The sequence below is a fragment of the Arthrobacter sp. TmtSoilC51 genome (genome assembly GCF_055388015.1).
This window is the reverse complement of record NZ_AP035877.1, coordinates 266,137-289,155: the sequence shown is the minus strand read 5'-3', so window position 1 is coordinate 289,155 and position 23,019 is coordinate 266,137. Positions and strand designations below refer to the sequence as shown.

The 23,019-nt window shown below is 62.4% G+C and carries 23 protein-coding genes; 11 read left to right on the top strand and 12 right to left on the bottom strand.

Features of this window, described 5'->3' with window-relative positions:
• The first annotated feature begins 436 nt into the window (after nt 1-436).
• The 5 genes from ACZ5G6_RS01405 to ACZ5G6_RS01385 all read left to right on the top strand — a co-directional run bounded on the left by ACZ5G6_RS01405 (nt 437) and on the right by ACZ5G6_RS01385 (nt 6,355).
• Nucleotides 437-1,228: a DeoR/GlpR family DNA-binding transcription regulator gene (locus ACZ5G6_RS01405; protein ID WP_223935427.1), complete on the top strand. Its 792-nt coding sequence runs from the start codon at nt 437-439 to the stop codon at nt 1,226-1,228.
• Nucleotides 1,225-2,211, top strand: a complete 987-nt coding sequence (locus ACZ5G6_RS01400) for a 1-phosphofructokinase family hexose kinase (RefSeq protein WP_498688908.1) — start codon at nt 1,225-1,227, stop codon at nt 2,209-2,211. The genes ACZ5G6_RS01405 and ACZ5G6_RS01400 overlap by 4 nt, the downstream gene beginning before the upstream one ends.
• Nucleotides 2,212-2,213: 2 nt before the next feature.
• Nucleotides 2,214-4,256, top strand: coding sequence for a PTS fructose transporter subunit IIABC (locus ACZ5G6_RS01395; protein ID WP_498688906.1), 2,043 nt, complete (start codon nt 2,214-2,216; stop codon nt 4,254-4,256).
• A gap of 61 nt (nt 4,257-4,317) precedes the next feature.
• Nucleotides 4,318-6,042, top strand: a complete 1,725-nt coding sequence (ptsP, locus tag ACZ5G6_RS01390; RefSeq protein ID WP_498688904.1) for a phosphoenolpyruvate--protein phosphotransferase — start codon at nt 4,318-4,320, stop codon at nt 6,040-6,042.
• Nucleotides 6,043-6,076: 34 nt separating this feature from the next.
• The gene (locus ACZ5G6_RS01385; RefSeq protein WP_223935423.1) at nt 6,077-6,355 is read left to right on the top strand and encodes an HPr family phosphocarrier protein; all 279 of its coding nucleotides are present in this window, start codon (nt 6,077-6,079) and stop codon (nt 6,353-6,355) included.
• A gap of 100 nt (nt 6,356-6,455) precedes the next feature.
• Here the strand turns inward: ACZ5G6_RS01385 and ACZ5G6_RS01380 are convergent, their stop codons facing one another.
• The 8 genes from ACZ5G6_RS01380 to ACZ5G6_RS01345 all read right to left on the bottom strand — a co-directional run bounded on the left by ACZ5G6_RS01380 (nt 6,456) and on the right by ACZ5G6_RS01345 (nt 15,783).
• A complete protein-coding gene (locus ACZ5G6_RS01380; RefSeq protein ID WP_498688902.1) occupies nt 6,456-7,559 on the bottom strand; it encodes a membrane dipeptidase in 1,104 nt (367 codons plus the stop codon).
• Complete coding sequence (locus tag ACZ5G6_RS01375; protein ID WP_498688900.1) at nt 7,540-8,502, bottom strand: ABC transporter substrate-binding protein; 963 nt, start codon at nt 8,500-8,502, stop codon at nt 7,540-7,542. Before ACZ5G6_RS01375 ends, ACZ5G6_RS01380 begins: the two co-directional genes overlap by 20 nt.
• Nucleotides 8,495-9,937: an MFS transporter gene (locus ACZ5G6_RS01370; protein WP_498688898.1), complete on the bottom strand. Its 1,443-nt coding sequence runs from the start codon at nt 9,935-9,937 to the stop codon at nt 8,495-8,497. The genes ACZ5G6_RS01375 and ACZ5G6_RS01370 overlap by 8 nt, the downstream gene beginning before the upstream one ends.
• 193 nt (nt 9,938-10,130) lie before the next feature.
• On the bottom strand, nt 10,131-10,871 hold the full coding sequence (locus tag ACZ5G6_RS01365; RefSeq protein ID WP_498688896.1) for an SDR family NAD(P)-dependent oxidoreductase: 741 nt from the start codon (nt 10,869-10,871) through the stop codon (nt 10,131-10,133).
• Nucleotides 10,868-11,953 (bottom strand): NAD/NADP octopine/nopaline dehydrogenase family protein, encoded by a 1,086-nt coding sequence (locus ACZ5G6_RS01360; protein WP_498688894.1) that lies wholly within the window; start codon nt 11,951-11,953, stop codon nt 10,868-10,870. The genes ACZ5G6_RS01365 and ACZ5G6_RS01360 overlap by 4 nt, the downstream gene beginning before the upstream one ends.
• Complete coding sequence (locus ACZ5G6_RS01355; protein ID WP_498688892.1) at nt 11,950-13,371, bottom strand: dihydroorotase; 1,422 nt, start codon at nt 13,369-13,371, stop codon at nt 11,950-11,952. Before ACZ5G6_RS01355 ends, ACZ5G6_RS01360 begins: the two co-directional genes overlap by 4 nt.
• Nucleotides 13,371-14,825: an aldehyde dehydrogenase family protein gene (locus ACZ5G6_RS01350; RefSeq protein ID WP_498688890.1), complete on the bottom strand. Its 1,455-nt coding sequence runs from the start codon at nt 14,823-14,825 to the stop codon at nt 13,371-13,373. Before ACZ5G6_RS01350 ends, ACZ5G6_RS01355 begins: the two co-directional genes overlap by 1 nt.
• On the bottom strand, nt 14,764-15,783 hold the full coding sequence (locus ACZ5G6_RS01345) for a polysaccharide deacetylase family protein (RefSeq protein ID WP_498688888.1): 1,020 nt from the start codon (nt 15,781-15,783) through the stop codon (nt 14,764-14,766). Before ACZ5G6_RS01345 ends, ACZ5G6_RS01350 begins: the two co-directional genes overlap by 62 nt.
• A gap of 182 nt (nt 15,784-15,965) precedes the next feature.
• Here ACZ5G6_RS01345 and ACZ5G6_RS01340 point away from each other — a divergent pair, with 182 nt between their 5' ends.
• Entirely contained in the window at nt 15,966-16,736 is a 771-nt protein-coding gene (locus ACZ5G6_RS01340) for a FadR/GntR family transcriptional regulator (RefSeq protein WP_498688886.1), read from the top strand.
• Here the strand turns inward: ACZ5G6_RS01340 and ACZ5G6_RS01335 are convergent.
• Nucleotides 16,733-17,689: a DNA topoisomerase IB gene (locus ACZ5G6_RS01335; protein WP_498688884.1), complete on the bottom strand. Its 957-nt coding sequence runs from the start codon at nt 17,687-17,689 to the stop codon at nt 16,733-16,735. The genes ACZ5G6_RS01340 and ACZ5G6_RS01335 overlap by 4 nt on opposite strands.
• A gap of 42 nt (nt 17,690-17,731) precedes the next feature.
• Nucleotides 17,732-18,211: a Dps family protein gene (locus tag ACZ5G6_RS01330; protein ID WP_223935421.1), complete on the bottom strand. Its 480-nt coding sequence runs from the start codon at nt 18,209-18,211 to the stop codon at nt 17,732-17,734.
• A 329-nt stretch (nt 18,212-18,540) separates the two neighbouring features.
• Here ACZ5G6_RS01330 and ACZ5G6_RS01325 point away from each other — a divergent pair, with 329 nt between their 5' ends.
• Nucleotides 18,541-18,711 (top strand): hypothetical protein, encoded by a 171-nt coding sequence (locus tag ACZ5G6_RS01325; RefSeq protein ID WP_223935420.1) that lies wholly within the window; start codon nt 18,541-18,543, stop codon nt 18,709-18,711.
• 221 nt (nt 18,712-18,932) lie between these two features.
• Here the strand turns inward: ACZ5G6_RS01325 and ACZ5G6_RS01320 are convergent, their stop codons facing one another.
• Nucleotides 18,933-19,199: a hypothetical protein gene (locus tag ACZ5G6_RS01320; RefSeq protein ID WP_223935419.1), complete on the bottom strand. Its 267-nt coding sequence runs from the start codon at nt 19,197-19,199 to the stop codon at nt 18,933-18,935.
• 115 nt (nt 19,200-19,314) lie between these two features.
• Here ACZ5G6_RS01320 and ACZ5G6_RS01315 point away from each other — a divergent pair, with 115 nt between their 5' ends.
• The 3 genes from ACZ5G6_RS01315 to ACZ5G6_RS01305 are packed head-to-tail and all read left to right on the top strand — an operon-like array spanning nt 19,315 to nt 20,841.
• Nucleotides 19,315-19,833 carry a DUF6328 family protein gene (locus ACZ5G6_RS01315; protein WP_498688880.1) on the top strand — a complete coding sequence of 173 codons (519 nt, stop codon included), beginning with the start codon at nt 19,315-19,317 and terminating at the stop codon, nt 19,831-19,833.
• A 53-nt stretch (nt 19,834-19,886) separates the two neighbouring features.
• The gene (locus tag ACZ5G6_RS01310; protein ID WP_498688878.1) at nt 19,887-20,549 is read left to right on the top strand and encodes a DUF6766 family protein; all 663 of its coding nucleotides are present in this window, start codon (nt 19,887-19,889) and stop codon (nt 20,547-20,549) included.
• Nucleotides 20,550-20,574: 25 nt separating this feature from the next.
• Nucleotides 20,575-20,841, top strand: coding sequence for a DUF7218 family protein (locus tag ACZ5G6_RS01305; protein ID WP_223935416.1), 267 nt, complete (start codon nt 20,575-20,577; stop codon nt 20,839-20,841).
• Between the two features lie 10 nt (nt 20,842-20,851).
• Here ACZ5G6_RS01305 and ACZ5G6_RS01300 read toward each other — a convergent pair whose 3' ends face one another.
• A complete protein-coding gene (locus tag ACZ5G6_RS01300) occupies nt 20,852-21,544 on the bottom strand; it encodes a FadR/GntR family transcriptional regulator (protein WP_498688875.1) in 693 nt (230 codons plus the stop codon).
• 281 nt (nt 21,545-21,825) lie between these two features.
• Here ACZ5G6_RS01300 and ACZ5G6_RS01295 point away from each other — a divergent pair, with 281 nt between their 5' ends.
• Nucleotides 21,826-23,007, top strand: coding sequence for an aminotransferase class V-fold PLP-dependent enzyme (locus tag ACZ5G6_RS01295; protein ID WP_498688873.1), 1,182 nt, complete (start codon nt 21,826-21,828; stop codon nt 23,005-23,007).
• The last annotated feature ends 12 nt before the right edge of the window (nt 23,008-23,019 follow it).

Genomic DNA, 23,019 nt, shown 5'->3' with positions numbered 1-23,019 from the left:
AGGGAGCCGGGTCCCACACCTGAACCCGTTCCGTTGCCCGAGCCGGGGCCTCCCCCCGTACCGGATCCGACGCCGGGGCCAACAGTGCCGTCACCGCCAGGCCCCGAGCAAGCTCCCGGAGAACCGCCCGCACCCGCCATTTAGGCGCACGCGAAGGTTTCCAACCCCATAGACCGGATCCCAGCAAATCCCCCAGTCAGGATCCGAAGGAAGGGCATGTCGCACTACAGGGAGTGTGGCATGCCCTTTGGTGTGCCCGGAACTACCCATCATCGCAACAGCACTGCCCATCCCCCCAACAGCAATCTTTGTTTGTGTTGGTTTCTATTGACTTACCAACATAAACAAAGATAGAGTCAAGCAATTCCACATCGTTGTGACAGCAGTCACCTGATGCGACTGCACTGACAAATGGCTTTACCGCAATGGAGGGTAAGTGTTCGCTGAAGAGCGCCAACAACTGATCTCCGCACTCGTCGCCGAGCGCGGACGGGTGAGCGTCACTGACCTCGCCGACCGTTTCAGCATCACCACGGAGACCATCCGCCGGGATCTGGCAGCCCTTGAAGTTTCAGGGAGCCTGCGCCGCGTTCATGGCGGGGCCGTCCCTTCGGACCGCTTGAGCACCCGTGAGGAGAGCATCCTGGAACGCGCAATCCAGCGCCAGTCCGAGAAACACCGCATCGCTGCGGCCGCACTTGCCCTGATACCCGAGCTCACCACCGGCAGCATCCTGCTGGACGCAGGCTCCACAACCGAGACCCTGGCAGACCTGCTCGCCCAGCGGACACCCGCAGCCAACGGCAACGAGGAACTCGTGGTCATCACCCACGCCATTCCCATTGCCGGCAAGCTGTCCTCCACAGCCGGCATCGCCCTCCAGATCCTGGGTGGCCGCGTGCGCGGGCTGACCCAGGCCGCCGTCGGACAGTCCACGGTGGAGGCCGCCTACAAGCTTCGTCCGGACATAGCGTTCGTCGGTGCCAACGGCATCCACTCCACCTTCGGGCTGAGCACGCCAGATCCTGAAGAAGCCGCGGTAAAAGCCGCCTTCGTCAAGTCAGCCCGCCGCGTCGTGGCATTGGCCGATTCTTCCAAACTGGACGCCGAGACGTTGGTCCAGTTCGCCACCCTGAAGGATGTTGACACTTTGATCACAGATAGTGAGCCCTCCGCGGAACTCGCCGCAGCCCTGGCCGAGGCCGGCGTAGACGTGGTGATCGCATGATCGTCACCTTGACCGCCAATCCAAGCTTGGACCGCACAGTGGAGCTTCCGGCGCCACTGGCCCGCGGCGAAGTACAGCGGGCTGTCGCCGTCCATCAGGAGTCCGGCGGAAAGGGCGTTAACGTTTCCCGCGCCCTCGTGGCCTCCGGCCTCGAAACATTGGCCGTCCTTCCGGGCGCCGACTCGGACCCGGTCCTTTCAGGGCTGCACGACGGCGGCGTGCCGTTCGCCGCCCTGCCTATCGGTGAGGCGCTTCGCAGCAACGTCACCCTCACCGAACCGGACGGCGTCACCACCAAGATCAACGAACCCGGCCCGGAGCTGAGCCTCGAACAGCAGGAAGCCCTGATCGGGCTGCTGCTGGAGCGCTCCCGTGGCGCCAGCTGGGTGGTTCTCGCAGGCTCGCTCCCACCAGGAGTGCCTGCGGATTTCTACGCCACAATCACACGTCGCCTTCGGTCGACCGCTGATGGAACGGCCGCCCCCGGCATCGCCATCGACTCCTCCGGGGCTCCGCTGGCGGCAGCTTTGACAGGCGATGCCGCAGGAAAACCCGATCTCCTCAAGCCCAACGCGGAAGAGCTCGCAGAGCTCGCGGCCGCTGCCGGCTTCACCAATGTCTCCACCGCTGACGAACTGGAAGCAGACCCGGCCAAAGCCGCCCAAGCTGCTGCCGCCGTCGTCGAAAGCGGTGTGGGCGCCGTTCTGGCAACACTCGGATCCAAGGGCGCAATCCTGGTGACGGCTGATGGGGCGTGGCTTGCTACGCATCCGCCCATCCAGGCCGTCAGCACGGTGGGCGCCGGGGATTCTGCACTGGCCGGCTACTTGCTGGCTGCTACCCAAGGCGGTTCCGCCCAGGACTGCCTTCGTCAGGCCGTGGCACATGGTGCCGCTGCTGCTTCGCTGCCGGGCTCCACTGTCCCAGCAGTCCACCAGACAACCCCCAACGCCGTAACCATCACGGCCCTCCAGAAGGACTAACAGTGACCCAGCTGATCACACCCCAATTGGTCATCCTCGACCAGAACCTGGGCGGCTCCCCCGCCGACGTCATTCGCGTCCTGGCCGGCAAGGTCGCCGCCGCTGGCCGTGCTTCCGAGGTTGAAGGGCTCTTCACCGATGCCTTCGCCCGTGAGCAGAAGACCGCAACCGGCGTCCCCGGCGGCATCGCCATCCCGCACTGCCGCTCCAATGCAGTCACGGAACCTGCCCTCGCTATGGCCCGCCTGTCCCACAAGGTGGACTTCGGCGCCAAGGACGGCCCCGCGGACCTCATCTTCTTCATCGCGGCACCGGAAGGCGCTGACCAGGAGCACCTGAAGCTCCTCTCCAAGCTGGCCCGCTCGCTCATCAAGAAGGACTTCACGGCAGCACTGCGCGCCGCATCCACGGAACAGGACATCGTGGACCTGGTGGATGGGGCCTTGGCGGACAAACCGGCTGCAGCTGCATCCGAACCTGCCCCGGCTGAAGCTGCTGCCGCATCAACCACGACGGCGCCTGCCGGACCCAAGCGCATCGTCGCCGTGACCGCGTGCCCAACCGGCATCGCCCACACCTATATGGCGGCTGACTCGCTCGTTGCCGCAGCCCAGGAAATGGGCGTGGACCTCCAGGTTGAGACGCAGGGATCCTCCGGCGCAAAGCCGTTGGATCCGGCCATCATCGCTGCTGCTGACGCGGTGATTTTCGCGGTGGACGTCGATGTCCGTGGCAAGGAGCGCTTCGCCGGGAAGCCGGTCATCAACGCTCCCGTCAAGCGCGGCATCGATGAACCCACCAAGATGGTGCAGGAGGCATTGGCCGCTGCGGATGACCCGCACGCCCGCCGCGTCCCGCACTTTGGCGCTGAAGAACAGGCCGAGCGTGCTGCTGAGGAAAAGGGCGAGCACATCGGCCAGAAGCTGAAGCGCGCACTCCTCACGGGTGTTTCGTACATGATCCCGTTCGTTGCCGGTGGCGGCCTGCTGATCGCCTTGGGCTTCCTGTTGGGTGGATACGACATCACCGGCTTCGCGGATAAGATGCTCGCCAACAACAGCATCTTCAACCTGCCTACCGAGTACCCGGCACTCGCTTGGGGACCGCTGGGCGCCTATATCGGTGCTGTGCTGTTCAAGATCGGCGCACTGTCCCTCGGATTCCTGGTTCCCGCGCTGGCCGGCTACATCGCCTACGCCATCGCTGACCGTCCCGGCATTGCCCCCGGTTTTGTTGCCGGTGCTGTGTCCGGGTTCATGGGCGCAGGCTTCCTCGGGGCAATTGTTGGTGGTTTGCTGGCCGGCTACATCGCCTTCCAGATCGGCAAGCTCGATGTTCCCCGCTGGCTGCGTGGCCTGATGCCTGTGGTCATCATCCCGCTGCTCGCCTCCCTCGTGGCCTCCGGCCTCATGTTCCTGATTCTCGGCGCTCCGATCGTGGCCCTGACCAAGGCACTCAACGCTGGCCTCTCGGGCCTGACCGGCGCTGGCGCCATCCTCCTCGGCGTCATCCTCGGCCTCATGATGTGCTTCGACCTCGGTGGCCCTGTCAACAAGGTTGCCTACTCCTTCGCTGTTGCGGGCCTCGGCACGGCAACTGTGGCAAACCAGGCACCGTGGCAGATCATGGCCGCCGTTATGGCTGCGGGCATGGTTCCGCCGCTCGCCATGGCCCTGGCTACCGTGCTGGATAAGAAGCTGTTCTCCTTGGCCGAACGTGAAAACGGAAAGGCCGCCTGGCTTTTGGGTGCATCCTTCATCTCCGAAGGTGCCATCCCCTTCGCAGCCGCAGACCCGCTCCGCGTCATCCCTGCCAGCATGGTGGGTGGCGCAGTAACCGGCGCACTGTCCATGGCATTTGCGGTCACGTCCAAGGCACCGCACGGTGGCATCTTCGTGTTCTTCGCAATCGACAATTTCCTGTTGTTCTTCCTGTCGATCGCTGTGGGTGTAGTCATCACCGCGCTCTTGGTAATTGCCCTCAAGCGCTGGGCTGTCCGCAAGCCGGTTGAAGCCGAGGCAGTTCCCGTCGCGGCGGGCGTGTAAACGCCAGCACGCAAAAACCCCGTCAGCCCAACAGCACCTAAGCAATCAGAGGACCAGATACATGCAGACCTTCTCAGGCGTAGGCGTTGCCCCCGGGCGCGTCCTGGCACCGGTAAAGCAGATGCCGAAACCGGTCCAGGAACCCGCATCGCAGATGCACGGGACAGTCAACATTCCTGCCGACGTAACCGTTGAATCGCAAGGGCAGCGCATCAAGGACGCTGCCAAGGCGGTCCAGGCGGAACTGAGGGCCCGCGCGGCTACGGCCAGCGGCGAAGGCAAAGAAGTACTGGAAGCAACAGCTTTGATGGCCGCCGACCCCATGCTGGTGAAATCGGCCATCAAGCTGTTGTCCCCTGATGCGCCAGGCGGTGCACGGACTGCGGAACGTGCCATCTGGGAGGCCGGCGGCACGGTTGCCGAGACCCTTAAGAACCTGGGCGGCTACATGGCAGAGCGTGTGGCGGACGTCCTGGATGTCCGGGCTCGCATCGTCTCGGAACTGCGCGGCCTGCCTGCCCCCGGCATCCCGGCCTCCGACGTTCCGTTCATCCTGGCCGCAGAAGACCTGGCTCCCGCGGACACGGCCACCTTGGACCCATCCAAGGTAGTCGCGCTGATTACCTCCAGCGGTGGCCCACAGTCCCACACGGCCATCCTGGCCCGCGCGCTGGGCCTGCCGGCCGTGGTCGCCGCCCTGGGCGTGGACGAGATCGCCGACGGTACCGAGGTCTATGTGGATGGCGCTGCCGGCTCCATCACCGCTGAGCCCGGTGAGGACCTGCGCCTGGCCGCCAAAGCCTGGGCCACCCAGGCCTCCACGCTTGCGGCGTTCAGCGGCACCAACACCATGGCCGACGGTTTCCGTGTGCCGCTGCTCGCCAACGTCGGAACGGGCGCGGACGCGGTCAAGGCCGCCGACGCAGGGGCCGAGGGCGTGGGCCTGCTGCGCACTGAATTCTGCTTCCTGGACCGGGACGACGAACCCACTGTGGAGGAACAGATTGCCGCCTACAGCGCAGTCTTCGCCGCTTTCCCTGGAAAGAAGGTGGTTGTCCGCACGCTCGACGCCGGCGCAGACAAGCCGCTGCCCTTCCTGACAAACGCTGACGAGCCCAACCCCGCACTCGGTGTCCGCGGGTACCGGACGGACCTCACCTCCCCCGGGGTCCTCGAGCGGCAACTGGAAGCCATTGCCGCAGCCGAGGCGGCCAACAGCGCCGAGGTCTGGGTCATGGCCCCCATGATTTCGACGGCGGACGAGGCCGCGCGGTTCGCCACGCTTTGTGCGGCTGCAGGCCTCAAGACACCGGGCGTCATGGTCGAGGTGCCGTCCGCGGCCCTCACTGCCGCCACAGTCCTGCGCGAAGTCAGCTTCGCGTCGCTGGGTACCAACGATCTCACCCAGTACGCCATGGCAGCGGACCGCCAGCTTGGGCCGCTCGCCACCCTGAACGATCCGTGGCAGCCTGCAGTATTGCAGCTGGTCAAGCTAACGGCCGACGGCGCCGCGAAGGTCAGCGGCGAAAGCGGCACGGCTAAGCCGGTTGGCGTCTGCGGTGAGGCAGCAGCGGACCCAGCCCTCGCCGTCGTACTCGTTGGACTCGGCGTAGCGACGCTGTCCATGAGCGCGCGGGCGCTGGCCGCCGTCGCAGCCGTGCTTGCCACGGTGACCGTTGCCCAGGCGCGGCAGCTCGCGGCAACCGCTCTGGCCGCACCCAGCGCAGCCGCGGCGCGCAGCACAGTCCGGGCCCAGCTTCCCATCCTGGACGAGCTCGGCCTCTAGAATTCCCCCAACCACCCACATCAAAGGAGCACCAATGCCTGAACGTACCGCCACCATCGCAAGCCGCGTCGGCCTCCACGCACGCCCGGCAGCCATCTTCGCTGAAGCCGCCGGCGACCTTGACCTCGAGGTCACGATTGCCCGTGAAGGCGAGCCGGCCGATGACGCCATGGATGCAGCAAGCATCCTGTCCCTCATGAGCCTGGGTGCCTCCCACGGTGACGTCGTAGTGCTGCGCGCCGAAGGCGAGGGCGCAGAAGCGGCCCTGGACAGCCTGGTAAAGATCCTCGAAACAGACCACGACGCCGAGTAGGGCGCGAAGCCGCTCGGCGGCACGGAAAAGGCCGGAGGACGCCCGGATGTGAGTGCCCTCCGGCCTTTCTGTGTCTTTTGCAGGAATGCCGTCTTGCGTTCTAGCCGACTACCCGGCTCATCAGGTCAATGAAATTGCCGCCGAGCGCAGCCAGGACGGTGTCGTCATCAACCCCACGGATGACCAGTTCCCGGGTGACGTTGGGAAGGCCCTCGTAAGTTTTGATGCCCTCGGCGTAGGGGTACCACGGGGGGCTGTCCAGACAGCCCGGGCCTTCCCACTTCATCCGCTTGACGTAGAGCGTGCCGTCGTACTGGATATTGAGATATCCATGGTCATCGATGTATGCGGAGTCATAGACGCTCCGTCTGCCCTTGGGAAAGTCCGTGCAGATGCCTACGCCTCCGGCCCCGAAAATTTCCAGAGTATGCATAAGGTGGTCAACCATGTTTGCCACTGTCGGCTTGTATCTATCGTTGATTTCCAAGGGCATGGTGCTCATCATGCCCCCCTTGTCGGCAACCACTTGCATGGTCTCGTCCGTGGCATTCCTGCGGTTCCCGAACACGGAGTAGCAGTTGTTGTGGGAAAAGTATGGCGGCGCATTGGAGGCCCTCGCGGCAGTCAGTTGGGTCCGCTTTCCGCCGTGGGAAAGATCGACCAGCATACCCACCCGGTTCATCTCAGAGATCATGTCGCGACCGATGCTGCTGATCCCGGAGTTTTCCGGCTCAGCGCAGCCGTCGCCCAGGAAGTTGCGCTTGTTGTATGTGACCGCCGATGAGACTACCCCCATGTCTTTGAAGAGTTCTACATTGCCGGGATCATCCCCAAACGGCTTGGCGTTCTGGAAAAGGTAGTACACGCCGATTCGGCCGTCCTCCTTGGCTTGGCGGATGTCGTCGGCGCTGGTGACCTTAACCAGATCCGCCGAGTGCTTGCGGATATTGCGGTTCCAGAAAGTGATCTGGTCCATGGCCGCCCGTTGATCATGCTCCTCTGCCGAGAGGGTCATGCCCACGCAGTCCACGCCTCCGCGGCGAAGGAGGGCGATGGAATCGTCCAGGGATCCGTCCCCACCCGGAGGAATCGCACCGCAGGTGTCCACCACCGTTGCTTGGGCGTGGAGTTCCAGGGCGCGTTGCTCCTCGTCCCTGCTCAGCTCCCGGGAGAGGTAGGGGTGATCAAGCTGCGTCTGTGTCATTCTCTTCTCCTTGGAATTCCTTGCCCGAGGGTTCTTCAATCATTTCCAGGAGTTCCGTGTCGCTTGTGAGCAACCCGGCCCGCACCAGCGCGGCCTTCCACGCATCGAACTCCTCCGGAACGGGCTGTGGCTTCTTCGCCCAGAACCCGATGCGCTGGAACTGTTCAATGGTGGCCCGCAATTCCCCGAGCGGGATGGCAGGAAACCATTCCCCTGCTGCTGCAGCCACATTGGCGGAGCTTTGCGCTGCCAGCCAGGCCTGCGCTTCCTCCAACGCGGCGCGGAAGGCATCGAGTTCGGCGGCGTGATCCTGTGCCCACACCCGGGTGGCGCAGTAGACAGACCATGGGACGGGACCTAGCCCATTGGCCAGGGGGACCGCTTCACGTACACGGGGGTCCTGGGCTTCCTGCCCGCCAGCCAGGAGGAAGTCTCCCGGTCCGCTGAGGAACTCCTCCACCACAACTTCAGGCTGGTAGCCAACCAGGAGCCTGACCTCCCCCAAGGGGATGCCGCGCTGGTGCAGGACCTCCAGGAAGGCGACCCATGATGTAGGGACAAAGCTGGGGGCCACGAGCACAACCCTTCCACGCAGCTCCTGCCAGTCGAAGGAATCCGGGCTTCCACCAATCACTGCGTCAGCCGCTCGTTGAAAGAGGAAATGCCGGGTCTGGGTGTTGCTCACAGCAGCAATGACGCTCGGTGCCGTCCTGTTGAGCCGGTCTGCAAAAACGACGCTTCCCAGGACGAGCTCGGCTTCACCGCGTACCACCGAATCAGTGATAGTGCCATGCCCGGGCTGCTTCTCGATCACCTCGACGTTAATCCCCTGGCCGGCAAAGTAGCCGCGGGAGATTCCCACGTAATGGGGAAGGTAGGCAAGGTTCCGGGCGGCGGCGATGCGTAAGGTGCCGCCCGGAACGGACATCAACGTTTCAGCCATGGAAGACGGGCCTCGCCTCGTTGGCCTCTTCGAGCGTCTGGTCCTTGGTTTCAACCCCAGCCAAAGCCAGGACGGCCGTTATGGCGAACATGATTGCCATGGTGGTGAAGACCCCCGGAAGGCCTGCGCTATCGAAGATGAGGGCAATCAACGGCGGCATGACGATGATGCCCAGGCCACCGGTGCCCTTGACGAAGGAGACTCCGAACCCGCGCACCCTTGTGGGGAACAGTTCCGGGGCCCAGGACCACAAGGTGGTGGTTAGCAGGAGCGTGAAGAACTGGAACAGGGATCCGAAAACCAGAATCAGCGGGTCCGTGTTCGCCAGCAGGCCGAATCCCAGGCCAACCAGGCAGCCCAGCACGGCTCCGGTGACCATAACAGTGCGGCGCTTGAACCGATACGTGACGGTTGCAGCGCAAAGGGCGCCGAATAGACTGCCAATTTGCATGATCAGCGTGTACAGCAAGCTTTGGCCGAGAGTTGAACCGCGGGCGACAAGAAATGTAGGCATAAGGGTCAGGAGTGACATCTGCGCGGCCACAACCATGAAGTATGCGCCACTGGCGGTGGCAGTCCGGCGGCGCAGGCCGCTGGTGAAGATCTCGCCCAAACGTACCTTTCCGGGGCGGACAATGCGGTTGCTGTCTACGGCCTCAAGGTCTTCTTCGCTGATATGGATCTCTTCGTCAGGGACTTTGCCAGCTGCCAGCGCGGTCAGGCTTCGGTTTGCGCCAGCAATGTCGCCCCGCGTGAGGAGAAAGCGCGGTGATTCCGGCATTTTGCGCCGGATCACCAAAACAAGAAGGACCGGCAGGATCAGAAGGCCGAACAGCCAACGCCATGCAACCTGCGGTCCACCGAAGAAGTTACCCAGCGCTACAAGGACCAGGGCGGCGTAAGCAGGGGCGACGACATTGCCAAGCCCACCAGAACCAACATTGAGGGCGGCTACCGCCTGGGCGCGGTATTTGGTGGGCATGATTTCGCAGATCAGCGCAATTCCCACTGCCAGCTCGCCGCCGAGCCCGATACCGACTATCAAACGCGATCCCATGAGAACTTCGTAGTTTGGGGCCAGCGCGCAGAGTACGCCCCCCACCGAGTAGACGATCAGATTTGCTACGAGGGCGAACTTTCGGCCTTTGATATCCGAGAGCATCCCACCCATGTATGCCCCGATCGTGAGTCCGATGAATGTCATGGAGCTGATCAAGGCAAATTCGGCTTTCGAGATGCCGAACGTCGCGATGATTTGGGGGCCGGCTAGTCCAAGGGAGTTGGACTCGAGGATGTCGAAGAACATACCCGCGACAACCAGCAGGATTGTTGTCCAGTGGGTCCGCGTCAGCGGAATCCTGTCGACCGATTCGGAGAGCTTCAACAGCATGGAATTAAGTCTGGGGCTGCCGCCCTTTATGTCTAGTGAACTCATTTTTTTGCCTCCTGAGAATGGGCTGAGTGCTTCCAGAAACAGTGGCTGCACCGTTGCCTGCCACCTGTTACTTGGTGAAGCCGGAGCCTGAGCCCCTTACGGGCTTCAGTGTGATCCGTACCACCAAATGTACTTCATCATCAATGATGATGCAATGATCTTTTTTCCCTTTTATGCCCCCCACTCCGGCCCCCTACCGGGACATGGCGGAGAGGGACAGCCCACCATCCAGGACGACCATCTCCCCCACTGCATAGCTTGCTTCGGGGCCGGCAAGCCACAGGTAGACGCCGGTTATTTCGTCTATGCGCGCGGGTCTCCCCAGCGCTCCGCTGTAGACGCCTGAGTCGGCTGTCTCGCTGAGGAACCTTGTCTGGACATCCCCCGGGCACACACCGTTGACAAGGATCCCCGAGGGTGCAAGCTCCATGGCCATTGACTTCACCAGTCCCATAAGCCCCCACTTGGCAGCTGCATAGACGGCATAGCCGGGCTCAGCCGTCAGGCCTGCTACTGAGGATGTGGCAATGACTCTTCCAGGAACCCCATCCCTGAGCATGCGGGCCGCCCCGCAACGCATCGTATTGAAGGCCCCTCTGAGGTTGTTGTCCATCAGCCAGTCCCAGGTTTTATCCGAGGTGTCCAGGGCGGACTGTTTGGGCAGCGACACGCCGGCGTTGGCTATGACGACGTCGAACGCGTGCTCTGCGTCAGCAAAGAAGCCCTCCGTGGCGCTGGTGTCGGTCACGTCGAGTTCAATGGCCGTGGCATTCGGGATGTCCATTGCCGTCCGCTCAGCTTCCGGCCCGTCCTTGTCGAGCAGGGTGACATGGGCACCTGCGCCCGCGAAGCGCTCGGCAATCCCGCGGCCGATCCCCCGGGCTGCTCCCGTAACCGCAACCCGCTTGCCAGTGTGCGGCGATTCTCCGTTCATTTCAGGGCTCCTACCCGGTGCCGTTGTCCTGCCATGCCGTTTGGTCCCAGACCAGCCACTCGACCGGGCACAGCGGGGTGTTCCCTGAAGTCCTGGCCTTCCAGCGTGCAGATCAAGGAGATCACGGCAGTCATCGCTGGCGTGGGAGTACCTGCCCGTTGGCCGAGTACTTCCAGAGGAACGAGACCGCACGGAACGTCCTCTGTGACGAAGCGCCGTTGGAAGGTTGGACCAACCCGGGGCGGCAGCATTTCCCGCGCATTGGGTCCATAGGCCCGCGACGAGAAGTCGTTCCTGCTTACGCCATGCCGGCCAATGCCAAGGGCTCTCATGACAGCGAGTCGTTCGGCGTCGAGCACGTTACGCAGTGCTTCCAGCGCCGGTGCACCGAAGTCGCCCAAGTGGAACGCCCCCTGGGGTGGGATCAACCCGTGCGCCTCTTGAGAGGCCATGACCGCATTCAGCACCGCTGCGGGTACATGGGCAACGGGGTTCGGGTTGTTCAGGGACGAGGCCACCTGGTGGCGAGCCAGCGTTGCGGCAGGAAACCATGGCGTCAGCAAAGGCATGGCTTTCCTGACGGCAAGCTCACTCGCCCCAGAGACTTCGAACCAGCTCTTCACTGCGGAAATATGTACCGAACCGTCACCAGGGGCGTACGACAGGTGGGGTGTGGTGTTCATCGCAACGACGCAGTCCTCGCCACCGGCGAACCCTGTTGTGGTGAGCGCCTTCGCAAATGCGGATGCCCCGTTGGCGTAACCCGTGGCCAGTACACAAAGTTGGCCTTCGTGCAGGACGCTGGCAAGACCTTGAGCCACAGCCAGATGTCGGTCCGCGGTGGTCGCAATGAAGATCAGTCCGCATTCCGCGAGGCTCTCGTAGCCGTCAGACAACTCTGGAAGAGCAAATACGGCGTCTCCCAGATGACCGCTCATCGTGAGCGTTCCTGAGCGGCGAAGCCTGTCCAACAAATGATGATTCTGATCGACCATCGTCCGTACCGCCCCGCCCTGCTGCGTCACATGCGCGGCAAGGGCAAGCCCCGTGCTTCCGCAGCCGATGATCCCTACCGGTGTCATGGGCGGCCGCCGGGTCGGACCAGCTGACCAAACCCGGGCTGGCCGAGTACCTTGCCGTCCTTGGCGACGATCCGTCCGCGGACATACGTGGCAACCACAGCTCCGCGCATCCGGCGTCCCACCCACAGTTTCGCCGCTTCACGACTCACTGAGTGCTGCCTGCCCGGGTCGATCACGCCGCTTCGGTCCATGTCCACCAGAATGAAGTCCGCATCGGCGCCCTCACGTACTTCGCCTTTGGACACAAGACCGAAAACCTGCGATGCGCGCAGGGAGATTGCCCGCGTGAGCTGGGGCAACGTCAGTTTGCCCTGGTTGACCGCGGTCAACAGTGCAGGCACGACGGACTCCAGCCCATGGACTCCGGATGGTGCGCTCCAGATGTCATCCCAGCCTTTGTCCTTGTCCACGGTGGTGTACGGGGCATGGTCCGTACCGATGTAGTCGATCGTGCCGTCGGCGATGCCTGCCCACAACGCCACAACATCAGCCTCCTCACGTAGGGGCGGATTGATCTTGGCATAGGGGCCCAGATGTTCGCTGGCAGTCAATGTGTGGAACAGGTGATGGGGGCACGCCTCGGCGGTTACCATCTGCCCTTCGGCCTTTGCCCGACGGACGCGCTCCACTGCGGCTCCGGTGCTGATATGGGCAATTGAAAGCCGGGCGCCGGCAGCGCCCGCTAACAGGATGGCCCGGGCCACTGCTTCCTCCTCGGCCAGAGGCGGCCTTGACTCTGCATGTGCGCGCAGGTCTTTGCGTCCGCTTGTTTTCATTTGCGCCGCAAGGCATCCGCAGATGGAGTCGCTTTCTGCGTGAACGACGGCGACACGCCCTGTTGCCGCGATAGCCTTCATCGCAGCAAGAAAGGATGCATCATCCGGGAGGGCGCGCGAATCAAATCCGGGATCCGCTCCGGGCGCAGGTGCGTTCATGAAGGACTTAAAGGCAACTGCACCGGCCTCGGCTTGTTCAGCGATTTGCGCTGTGTTGGTATAGCCGGCGCCTCCGTACAGCCCGTAATCGACATAGGCTTTGGGGCCAACTAGGTCGTTCTTGTACTGCCAGCTTTTGGCATCAGAAACCGCGGGAATCCCGGAAGGCATCTCCAGGACGGTGGTAACCCCACCAACGGCCGCGGCGCTGGTGCCCGTGCCGAAGGTTTCCCGATGTGGATGCCCGGGGTCCCGCAGGTGGACGTGAGTATCAATCATGCCCGCCATGACCATCAGGCCGCTTGCGTCCACAGTCTCAACTCCGGAGAGTTCGGGCGCAGCTTTCGCGGCCGTGTCGTGGCCCAAGCGTTCACGGAGGGCCACGATCTTTCCGTCCCGAACCAGAAGGTCGGCGTCGATAATTCGTTCGGGAAGGACCACCCGCCCCCCGGCAACGACCAGCCCGTTTCGTGACGCGCCCATTAGTGTTCGGCCATCATGATCACGGCACCCTTGGACTGGGTGTAACCAAGAAGCGCCTCATAACTCTTTGATGTCCCATAGCCGGACTGTTTCCGGCCGCTGAACGGCAGTTCCACCCCGTTGGAGAAGGTGTTGACCATCACCTGGCCGCAATTCAGGTCCCGGATCATCCTGTGGGCGCGCCCAACATCAGCGGTCCACACACCTGCCACCAGTCCATAGTCGGTTCCATTGGCCAGTTCCACTGCTTCATCCGTGCTATCAAAACTTGTCACCGTAAGAACGGGTCCGAAGATTTCCTGTTGGGCAATTGATGCGGTCGGCGCCACGCGGTCAAAAATAGTGGGGAGCACAAAGTTTCCTCTGGACAGCGATTCGTTTTCGGGCACTCCCCCACCTACCAGGAGTTCCCCCTCGCCTCGCCCCAGGGCAATGTAATCGAGTACCCGTGCTTGCTGTTTGCGCGAGATCACCGGGCCCAAGCCGGGGTTCTCCAGTCCCGGGCCGAGAGTGGTTCCCTGGAAGATACGCACGAGCCGGTCGACGAATTCATCGTGGACGCTGTCATGGACCAGGAGGCGGGAACCGGCCGAGCACGTCTGGCCGGCGTTCTGCAGGATCGAAGCGGCGACCGTCGAAGCAGCGGCGTCCATGTCTGCGTCCGCGAAGACAATGTTGGGCGATTTTCCGCCCAGTTCCAGGTCTGCCGGGACGAGGTTGGCTGCTGTGGCCTGCCCGATCTTGACGCCGACCGGCACGGAGCCCGTGAAGGAGAGCTTGCCGAGGCCGGGGTGGGCTGCCAACGCGGCTCCCGCTTCTGCCCCGATGCCTGGGACGACATTGAGGACGCCGTCCGGAAGGCCTGCTTCGGACATGATTTCGGCTAGGCGCAGCGCCGATAGTGGTGCTTCTTCAGCGGGTTTGAGCACGCAGCAGTTTCCCGCTGCCAGGGAAGGCGCAAGCGTTCGGGTTGCCAGGCCCAGCGGGTAGTTCCAAGGAGTGATATGCCCGGTGACACCGAATGGTTCTCTGACCGAGAAGGTCATACGGTCCGTCGCGGCGGGAATGACGCTGCCAAATACAGCCTCAACCATGTTGGAGTAGTACTCGAAGAAGCGCGCGGCAAAGTTGACGTCCACCACCGCCTGTCGCAATGGTTTTCCCGTATCCTGGCTCTCTATCCGGGCCAGTTCATCCCCGTTCGCAACAATTGCCGCCGAAATATTGCGAAGAACCCGCGCGCGTTCGGCCGCGGACGTCCGCTTCCATCCGCCGTCGAAAGCCCTGCGTGCTGCGCTTACCGCCTGGTCCACTTCATCGGGGCCGCAGGCCGCCACTTGGGCCAGCTCCAGCCCCGTCGCGGGATCCAGAACAGCGAAGGACTCCTTGGCATCAACAGGTTTTCCGTTGATGTGAGCATTCCGGCGCTGGGTTCCGAGTATCTGATGGGTCATTGTTCTCCTCCTGCGTTTGCTGATGCTTGAAGCTTTTCCCCGCTGCCGGCCGTTCCCGAATCCAATGCCTGGCGATCCCTTCGCGGGTGCTGAACAGCACGTCCCCGGACCCTAGTGCGTGCTCGACAAAGTCGCGCAAGCCCGCCATACGGCCTGCCTGTCCGGTGTGGCGGGGGTGGATGCCGATCGACATCATCTTTGGGAACCCCCGGTGTCCTTCGCGCCTTAGCTCATCGAGGCCGCGGCGACATGTCTCCCAGAAATCGAAGGGACTTGTGAACCCCATGGGCTGAACGAGCCGGCCCTCCGTGTAGGTCAAGGTGTACGGCACCACCAGGTGCTCGCGGGCTCCGACCTCCGTGAAGTAGGGAAGGTCATCGTTATAGGCATCCGAGTCGTAAATGAACCCGCCTTCTTCGACAAGCAGACGACGGGTGTGCAGGCTTGGCCCCGTCCGCGAGCGCCAACCAACCGGCCGGCGTCCGCAGGTCTGCTCTATTGATTCAACCGCCAGCTTGATCCGCTCCCGCTCCTGGTCCTGCGTCAATTCCGCGGGGTCGGTCCAGCGCCAGCCGTGTGCACAGATGTCGTGTCCCCGTTCGGCCACCCATTGGGAGACCTCCGGGTTCTTTTCCAGAGCAACAGCTGGGGCGAAGAGCGTAGCCGGAAGGCTGTACTCATCAAGCAGATCGGCAATCCGCCAGATCCCGGCCCGACTGCCATATTCGTAAATGGACTCGACGGCGAGGTCCCTGTGTCCAGGCTTGGGTTCACGCCCCGGCCCGAGGCTCTCGCCCCGGGCATCCCCATCGAGGATGCTGCGCTCAGCGCCTTCCTCGTAGGCGATGCAGAAGTTCACCACGGCGGCTGCGTTTTGCGGCCAGGATACGCGGGGCTTATGTCTGCCATAGCCAATGAAGTCCCGCACGGGCCCCGGATCACTCGGAGAATTTTTCATTGATTCCACCCACACTTCAAACCTAGGTTCCTCGACAGCATTAGTACTTCATCACCAATGATGAAGTACTAATGCGCCGCAGTCAACAACGGCTTACTGAGCGGTGTCCGTTCCGGGAGCTGTGGGAAGATGGCTTCCATGCAGACGCGCGAACCCCTACGCCACGGGAAAGGAGGCCGCTGGTGACATCGCCCAACCTCGAGATGGAAATCCTGGCACTCACACTGATCCGGGAGTCAGAACGGCCGGTAGGCTCGTCTCGTTTGGCAGAGGCTTTCAATGAGTCGGGCATCCATGTAGCGGAGGCAACGGCCGGGCGTTTCCTGCGCTCACTTGATCAACAGGGCCTCACCCTCATCCCACGCCCGAAGCAGGGACGGGTAGTTACGAAACTAGGCCAGCAGCGACTTGAAGAACTCAGGGCAGCCCTGCGCGTCCAGGAAAACGGAGCAAATCTGGTCCGGGCCGCCAGCACTACCGACCTAAATGAACTCCTGGACATTCTGGTGGTCCGCCGCGCGGTCGAATCCGAGGGCGCCCGCCTGGCCGCGGCAAACGCCTCCGATGAGGAGCTCGACGAGATCTCCCGCCAGGCCACCAGCCATGGCGACGCCGTAGCGGCCGGGGCAACCCCCAACAGGGATTCCTCCACCCTCTTTCATCGCACCGTTGCCGCCGCAACGCACAACAGAATCCTCGAGTCCATGGCGCATCTGCTTATCGAACCGGCCAACCCCAATCTGACCAGCGTCCTCGAAGAAGTTTCGCTAAACTCCCAGGTTGTCTCCGAACAGGCACATGACCACGCGCAGCTGGCCGCCGCCATGGCCCGGCGGGATGCGGACGCTGCGGGGCAACTGATGCACCAACACATCGGCCACTTGATCGATGCGGTAAGGGTCTACCTCGAAAACAGCGCTAAACAAACCGGCCGGGGCGCGAAGCCCAGCTAGCTCTGCTTCCCGATCAGGAACGCAGCGACCGAGCCCTCGGTCGGATTTACCTCCTGCAACTCTCCCGACAGAAATGCCTCCACGATCCTGGGGTCGACATACGAGGTACGCGCCACTGTGGGAGTGTTGCCCAGCAGGTGGGCTGCGTCCTTCATGGCCTTCACCAAAGCCTGGGGGCGTGTCATTGTGCCTTCGGATTTCAAGAGGGATAAGGCTGCGGCCGCGGTCCCCTTCCAGGTCCGGAAGTCCTTGGACGTGTACGCTGCTCCGGCGATGCTCCGCAGATACTCGTTGATCATGGAAGCATCCACGGAAACCCACGAACCTTCGGATTTGTAGGCCAGCAAGCGGTCCTTGCCTGGTCGCCTTGCCAGCGGTTCAAGGAAGGCCGCCAGCGCGGGATCCTGAATGGACATGTCCCACCACTGCCCGCTCTTGCCAGGAAACTTCAGGGCAACCGCGCTCTCCTTGACGCGGGCATGCCTGCACCTGAGCGTGGTGAGTCCGTAGGAGCCGTTTTGACGCATGTAGCTTTCAGAACCCACGCGGAGAGCACCGAGGTCCATAAGCCTGACGGCCGCAGCCAGCGTTTGCTGCTTGGGCGAAGACGTGTCCTTCAAGTGCACGGTGACGGCACGCCTGACCGAGGGAAACACCGAGCCCAGCTCTGCCGCCCGTTGGAACTTCTCGGTGTCTTTGCGTTCCCGCCACCGGGGGTGGTAGATGTACTGGCTCCGACCTGCCGCGTCCACCCCCGTGGCCTGGATGTGCCCATTGCCATCCGGACAAATCCACACCTCGGTCCACGCAGGCGGGATCGCCAGCGCATTAATGCGCTGGCGCTCCTCTTGGTTTACCAGACTTCCATCGGGATACCTGTAACTGAATCCTTTGCCGGCCCGACGGCGTTCGATACCGGGCCTGGAAAGATCACTTCGCCGCAGCCTTGGCACGTTCGCCTGCCTAACCGGTATTGGGTCGGGACCCGGCCTGCACTAGGCTTCGTCGGGATCCGTGACGGCGGCTCCGGCACTCATGATCTCGGCGTTGATCATCCAGACGAGCTGCTCCAGCCGGGCGATGAACTCGTGAAGGAGGTCCGCCGTGGTGGGGTCTTCTTCGTCCACCTCGTCATGGACGTCCCGCATGGTCTGGACGGTGCGCTCCACACGGTCCGTGACCAGCTTGACGGCATTCTTGGTGTTGACCAGCCCGCCGGGGAATTCTTCAAGGCGTGTTCCGGCCGAGATTGTCCCGCTGCGGCCGTCCGGCAGGGCGTGAAGTGCCCTCATCCGCTCGGCTGTGTCATCCGCGAATTTCCGGGTGGCGGCCACGAGTTCGTCCAGCTGGAGGTGGAGGTCCCGGAAGTTCGGACCAACAATGTTCCAGTGCGCCTGCTTTCCCTGGAGCTGTAGCTCAATCAGGTCTGTCAGGACGATTTGAAGGTTGTCTGCAAGCTGCTGTGACGCTTTCATGTGTTCCTCTCCTTGGACGGTCGTGCAAGTTGGACGGTCGTGCAAGCGAAAAACCCTGGTGTCGAATTCCTTCGACGTAGGTTAATCATCAAGTGGCGACTTCAATAACTCTTTCATAAGGTTGCTTAGTAGTACAATGAAGAGTGTTGCTGTTCACATCGGGCGAACTTCACCCCACGGTGAGGGCCGGAAGTGGTAGCGATACAAGGCACTTGGAGGCGGTGGAACGCTCCCAAGTACCCGTACAAATAAATCGAAGTAAATAGGAATGCATAGTCAGGAATCCAAGAGATTCTTTGCGGATTCCCCCAGAAAGGAATGTGCTGACCATGAACACGCTTCTGATCATTGCTGGTGTAGTTGCAATTGTCCTTCTCTTGGTGGGCGGCTTCTCGTCGGCCCTGAACTGGCTGCTGTGGGTAGGCGTCGTCCTCCTCGTCATCGCAGCTATCGGCTGGCTGCTCAGCTTCATGTCGGGCCGCAGGGGACATACGGTATAGGGCACGCACCGCGACAATGACCCGCACCGGCCAAGTACTATGGTCGGCCTGCCGATGAATACCGCGGAACGTGAGGACTGCCCCACTGCAGTGGAACTGCAGGCAGGGGCAGTCCTCCGGCGCATCCGGCACCCGATACCTGCTCCTGAAAGGGTGCTTCAGCCGCCCGTGCTGGTTCTTTAACCGCCCGTGCTGGTTCTTTAACCGCCCGTGCTGGTTCTTTAACCGCCCGTGCTGGGAGGTGGCGCAGCGTCAGGATCCCGCGGTGTGGGGAATTCGTCCGGTGATTCGGGAACGGGAGAGGTATCCGGGTCTTCAGGAGTGGGGCTGCCCTCAGGAGGCTCCCCGGGCCCGGGAGGCGTTCCCGGTGAGGGCCGTTCCGGCGTTTCGCGCTCCGACCCCTGGCCTGGCAATTCCTGCTCGGGTGTTGGCGTGCCGTAACCACCGGCAGCGTCTTCCGGGTTAACCCGGTGTTCGTCCTGACTCATTGCTTCCTCCTTGGAAATGCTTTGAGGCCCCGAAAAATGTTCGAGGAATGCTGACAGTTCGACCGTAGCCCGGTGTACTGTCGTCGTCCACCAATAGCTATCTGGAGGTGTACGAATGGTAGAGCCGGAACAGGTTCCCAGGACCGGCAGGAACGAATCCGTTGAAGAACGGATGGACCGCAACTGGATGGAGTTGATCCAGGAACTGCGGGTGCTCCAGACCGGTGTACAGATCCTGGGCGGATTCCTGCTGACGCTGCCTTTCCAAGCGCGCTTTGAGCACCTGGACGACTGGCAACGCGGCCTCTACCTCTTCAACGTCATGGCAGCAGCCCTCACCACCGCCTTGATTCTGCTTCCGGTCAGCGTGCACCGGAGACTGTTCCGCAGGGGGCTCAAGGCGACACTCGTCTCCAGCGCCGATGCCATTGCCAAATGGGCATTGGCCGGTGTAGCCATCTTGATCGTGGGCTCAGCCACCTTGGTCTTCGATGTCACAGCTGGCCGGATTGCTGCGGTGATTGCAGGCAGCCTCATCATCCTCGTCCTGCTGGTGCTGGTTGTGGCAATGCCTCTGTGGCTGCAACGGCGCGCGCTGCGAAACGGCAACGGCAACAAGGGAATCGGGCACTGAGCAAAATGCTGCGAGCATCTAAACACCAGGATGTTTCAACAAAGGGAGAACCGGTGCGTCAATGGATCAAGGACCATGGCTTGCTGCTCGCGAACGTCGGCTTGTTCGTTGCATTCCTGGCCGGGATGGTGATTTCCGGGGCAGCCACCTACAGCGAAGAGCAGCAGACCCACGGCGGCCAGCCCGTGGGCATTTTGGGGTATCTGGGCACTGGAAACTTCGTGGAAGCCGTCTTTGAAAACTGGGAGTCGGAATTCCTTCAAATGGCCATGTATGTGCTGCTGACGGTGTTCCTGTTCCAGAAGGGCTCCTCCGAATCCAAGCCTGTGGGGAAGCCTGCTCCGCAGGACGAAGATCCACGGGAAGCCAGGAAGTCCGTCAAGACTCCTTGGCCTGTGCGGCGCGGAGGCTGGGTGCTGAAAGTCTACGAGCACTCACTTTCGGGCCTGTTGGGCCTGCTTTTCCTGGCCTCGTTCACTATGCACGCGGTGGGCGGAACGGCCGCCTATAACGAAGAGCAACTCAGCCATGGCCTGCCCGAAGTATCCACGTGGGAGTACATCGGATCCAGCCAGTTCTGGTTCGAATCCTTCCAGAATTGGCAGAGCGAATTTCTTGCCGTGGCTGTGCTGGTAGGCGCATCCGTGTACCTCCGGGAACGTGGCTCGCCGGAGTCCAAACCCGTAGCCGAGCCACATTATGAGACAGGCGCATAATCAATACGCAAAAGGAAAACACGCCATGCCTGGAAAGAAGAATTCAAGTTTGAAGGACCCGAAGCTTTATGAAGAGCTCCGGGATGATGGCGCCTCCAAGGAAAAAGCGGCCCGCATTTCAAATGCTGCTGCCAAGCAGGGGCGCAAGGAAGTAGGGCGCAAGGGGGGCAAGTCCGGCGACTACGACGATTGGACAGTGGACAAACTGAAGTCCCGCGCCAAGGAACTCGGAATCAAGGGCTACTCCGGCAAGAAGAAGTCCGAGATCATTTCAATGCTGCGGAACCACTAGGCACGCGAGTCTAATCCTGCAACCTCGGGGCAGGCCGCAACTTCTTGAGCCAGGACTCAGTCTGGGCAATATGCGCGGCCGTCGCGGTGGCTGCCAACGTAGGGTCCCTACGGGCTATCGCGTCCACGATTGCGCTGTGCCCGGCCGTGCTGCCTTCCCGGACTTGGGCTCCCACCTTGCCGTCGAAGATATGGAAGTGTCCACCGCGGGAACGGAACAGGCGGACAAGTGCCGCGAGAGTCGAATTGCCGCTCGCGCGGCAGATTTCTTCATGAAAGCGTGAATCAAGTTCGGAATATTCGGCAGGGCTATCCGTAGCCTCCATGGTTTCAACGAGCGCCTTCAGCTTGGCCAGGACCTCCGGCGTGGCATTCGCCGCGGCGGTAGCTGCAGCGTGTGATTCCATCAACCTTCGGATCTCGAAGAGTTCCAGCAGGCCGTCCAGCGGAAGCAGGTCCACCAAGAGGGCAAAATTCTGGAGAATAACCGTCGGCTCCAGGGAAGACACATAAGTTCCCGAGCCATGCCGTGACTCCATTACGCCCAAGGCAGACATCGCCCGCACAGCCTCCCGAAGGGAGCTCCGCGATACACCAAGCTGGGCGGCCAACTCGGCTTCTGGCGGGCATTTCTGCCCAGCCGCGAGTTCGCCAGAGGCAATCTTGCTTCTTAGGCCCTGCATGGCCGTTTCGACAGCACCCAATACGTCGCCTCCTTCAGATACTCGTAACAACCTACCGCACGCTCGCGGCGCCTGAGTCGATGAGCCTCATTGTCATACCTCAAACGACAAGACATCGTACCTATACTCCGAGAATCCCGTAAAATTGGCAGCTATTCCGGCGTAATCCACAAAGTCATCTTATGACTATTTCTGATTGTCCGTTGTCTTGGGGCCGGCTGTGATGTAACTTACAGAGCGTTCCCCCTTCCCCGACCCCGAAGAACATCGTGCTCCCAGCGCCACTCACGGCCCCGCCTCCCATGTTGACCCCCGAGGGCGAACCCTCCATGGCCGACTGGAGCCTCACGCCGTCCAAGGTCCACCTCAACCACGGGTCCTACGGCTCCGTCCCCCGCGCAGCCCAGGCCAAGCAGCTCAGCCTCAAGGCACACATGGACCAGAATCCGTGCCCGTGGTTTATGAGTCAGTTTGAACTGGTGGCCACGGCGAGGACAGAGATCGCAGAGTTCCTCAACGTCACGGCTCAGGACACCGCCCTCGTGCACAATGCCAGCGCTGGCGTCAGCACCGTATACAACTCGCTGAGCTTCGAGCCCGGCGCCGAAATTGTGACCACAAACCACGCTTATGGTGCGGTGTTGCAGGGCGCAGAGCGCGTTGCCCGCAGGAACGGTGGCCGGGTGAGGATCGCCGATATACCTCTCGACGCGGACGCCGGGACCGCCTGTTCCCTTGTCATGGGCGAGGTCACCAGCAATACAGCCCTCATCGTGGTCGACCAGATCACGTCCGCCACGGCCCGGGCCTTCCCCGTCGAGGCGATCGCCCAAGCAGCTTCCCGCCTTGGGGTGCCGGTCCTGGTGGACGCAGCCCACGCACCGGGCGTGATGAAGTTCCCCGTACCGGACTTCGAGGGGTTCTGGGTAGGAAATCTCCACAAGTTCGCCTGCGCGCCGCGGGGAACAGCGGCGCTCGTAGCACGCGGCCCAGCGGCGAAGATGCTGGAACCCCTGATCGATTCGTGGGGCTTCCCCTACGACTTCCCGGAGAATTTCGACCATGTCGGAACGCAGGACGTGACCGCGTGGATGGCCGCCCGCACCGCGTTCGACACCATCGAGGAGCGATACGGCTGGGCAACCTTCCGCAGCTACGCCCGTGAACTGTGTGACTACGGACAGACCCTGATTGCCGGCGCCTTTGCCGACGTCACCGGCGAGGATCATACGGTCAAGGTCGGCATGCCGGTGGGTCCCTTGCGCCTGGTCCGGCTGCCGAAAGGCCTCGCCACCACACACGAGGATTCGCATGCCGTCCGCGCCCACATTTCCGATCGGCTGGATATCGAAACGGCCATCACCACCTTCAACGGCGAGGGCTTCCTGCGGCTCTCGGCACACCTGTACAACTCGCCCAAGGACTACGAAACCTTTGCGGAAAGGGCGGTCCCGGAGCTCGTCCGGCTCGCCCGCTCCCGCTAACCACGACCTTGC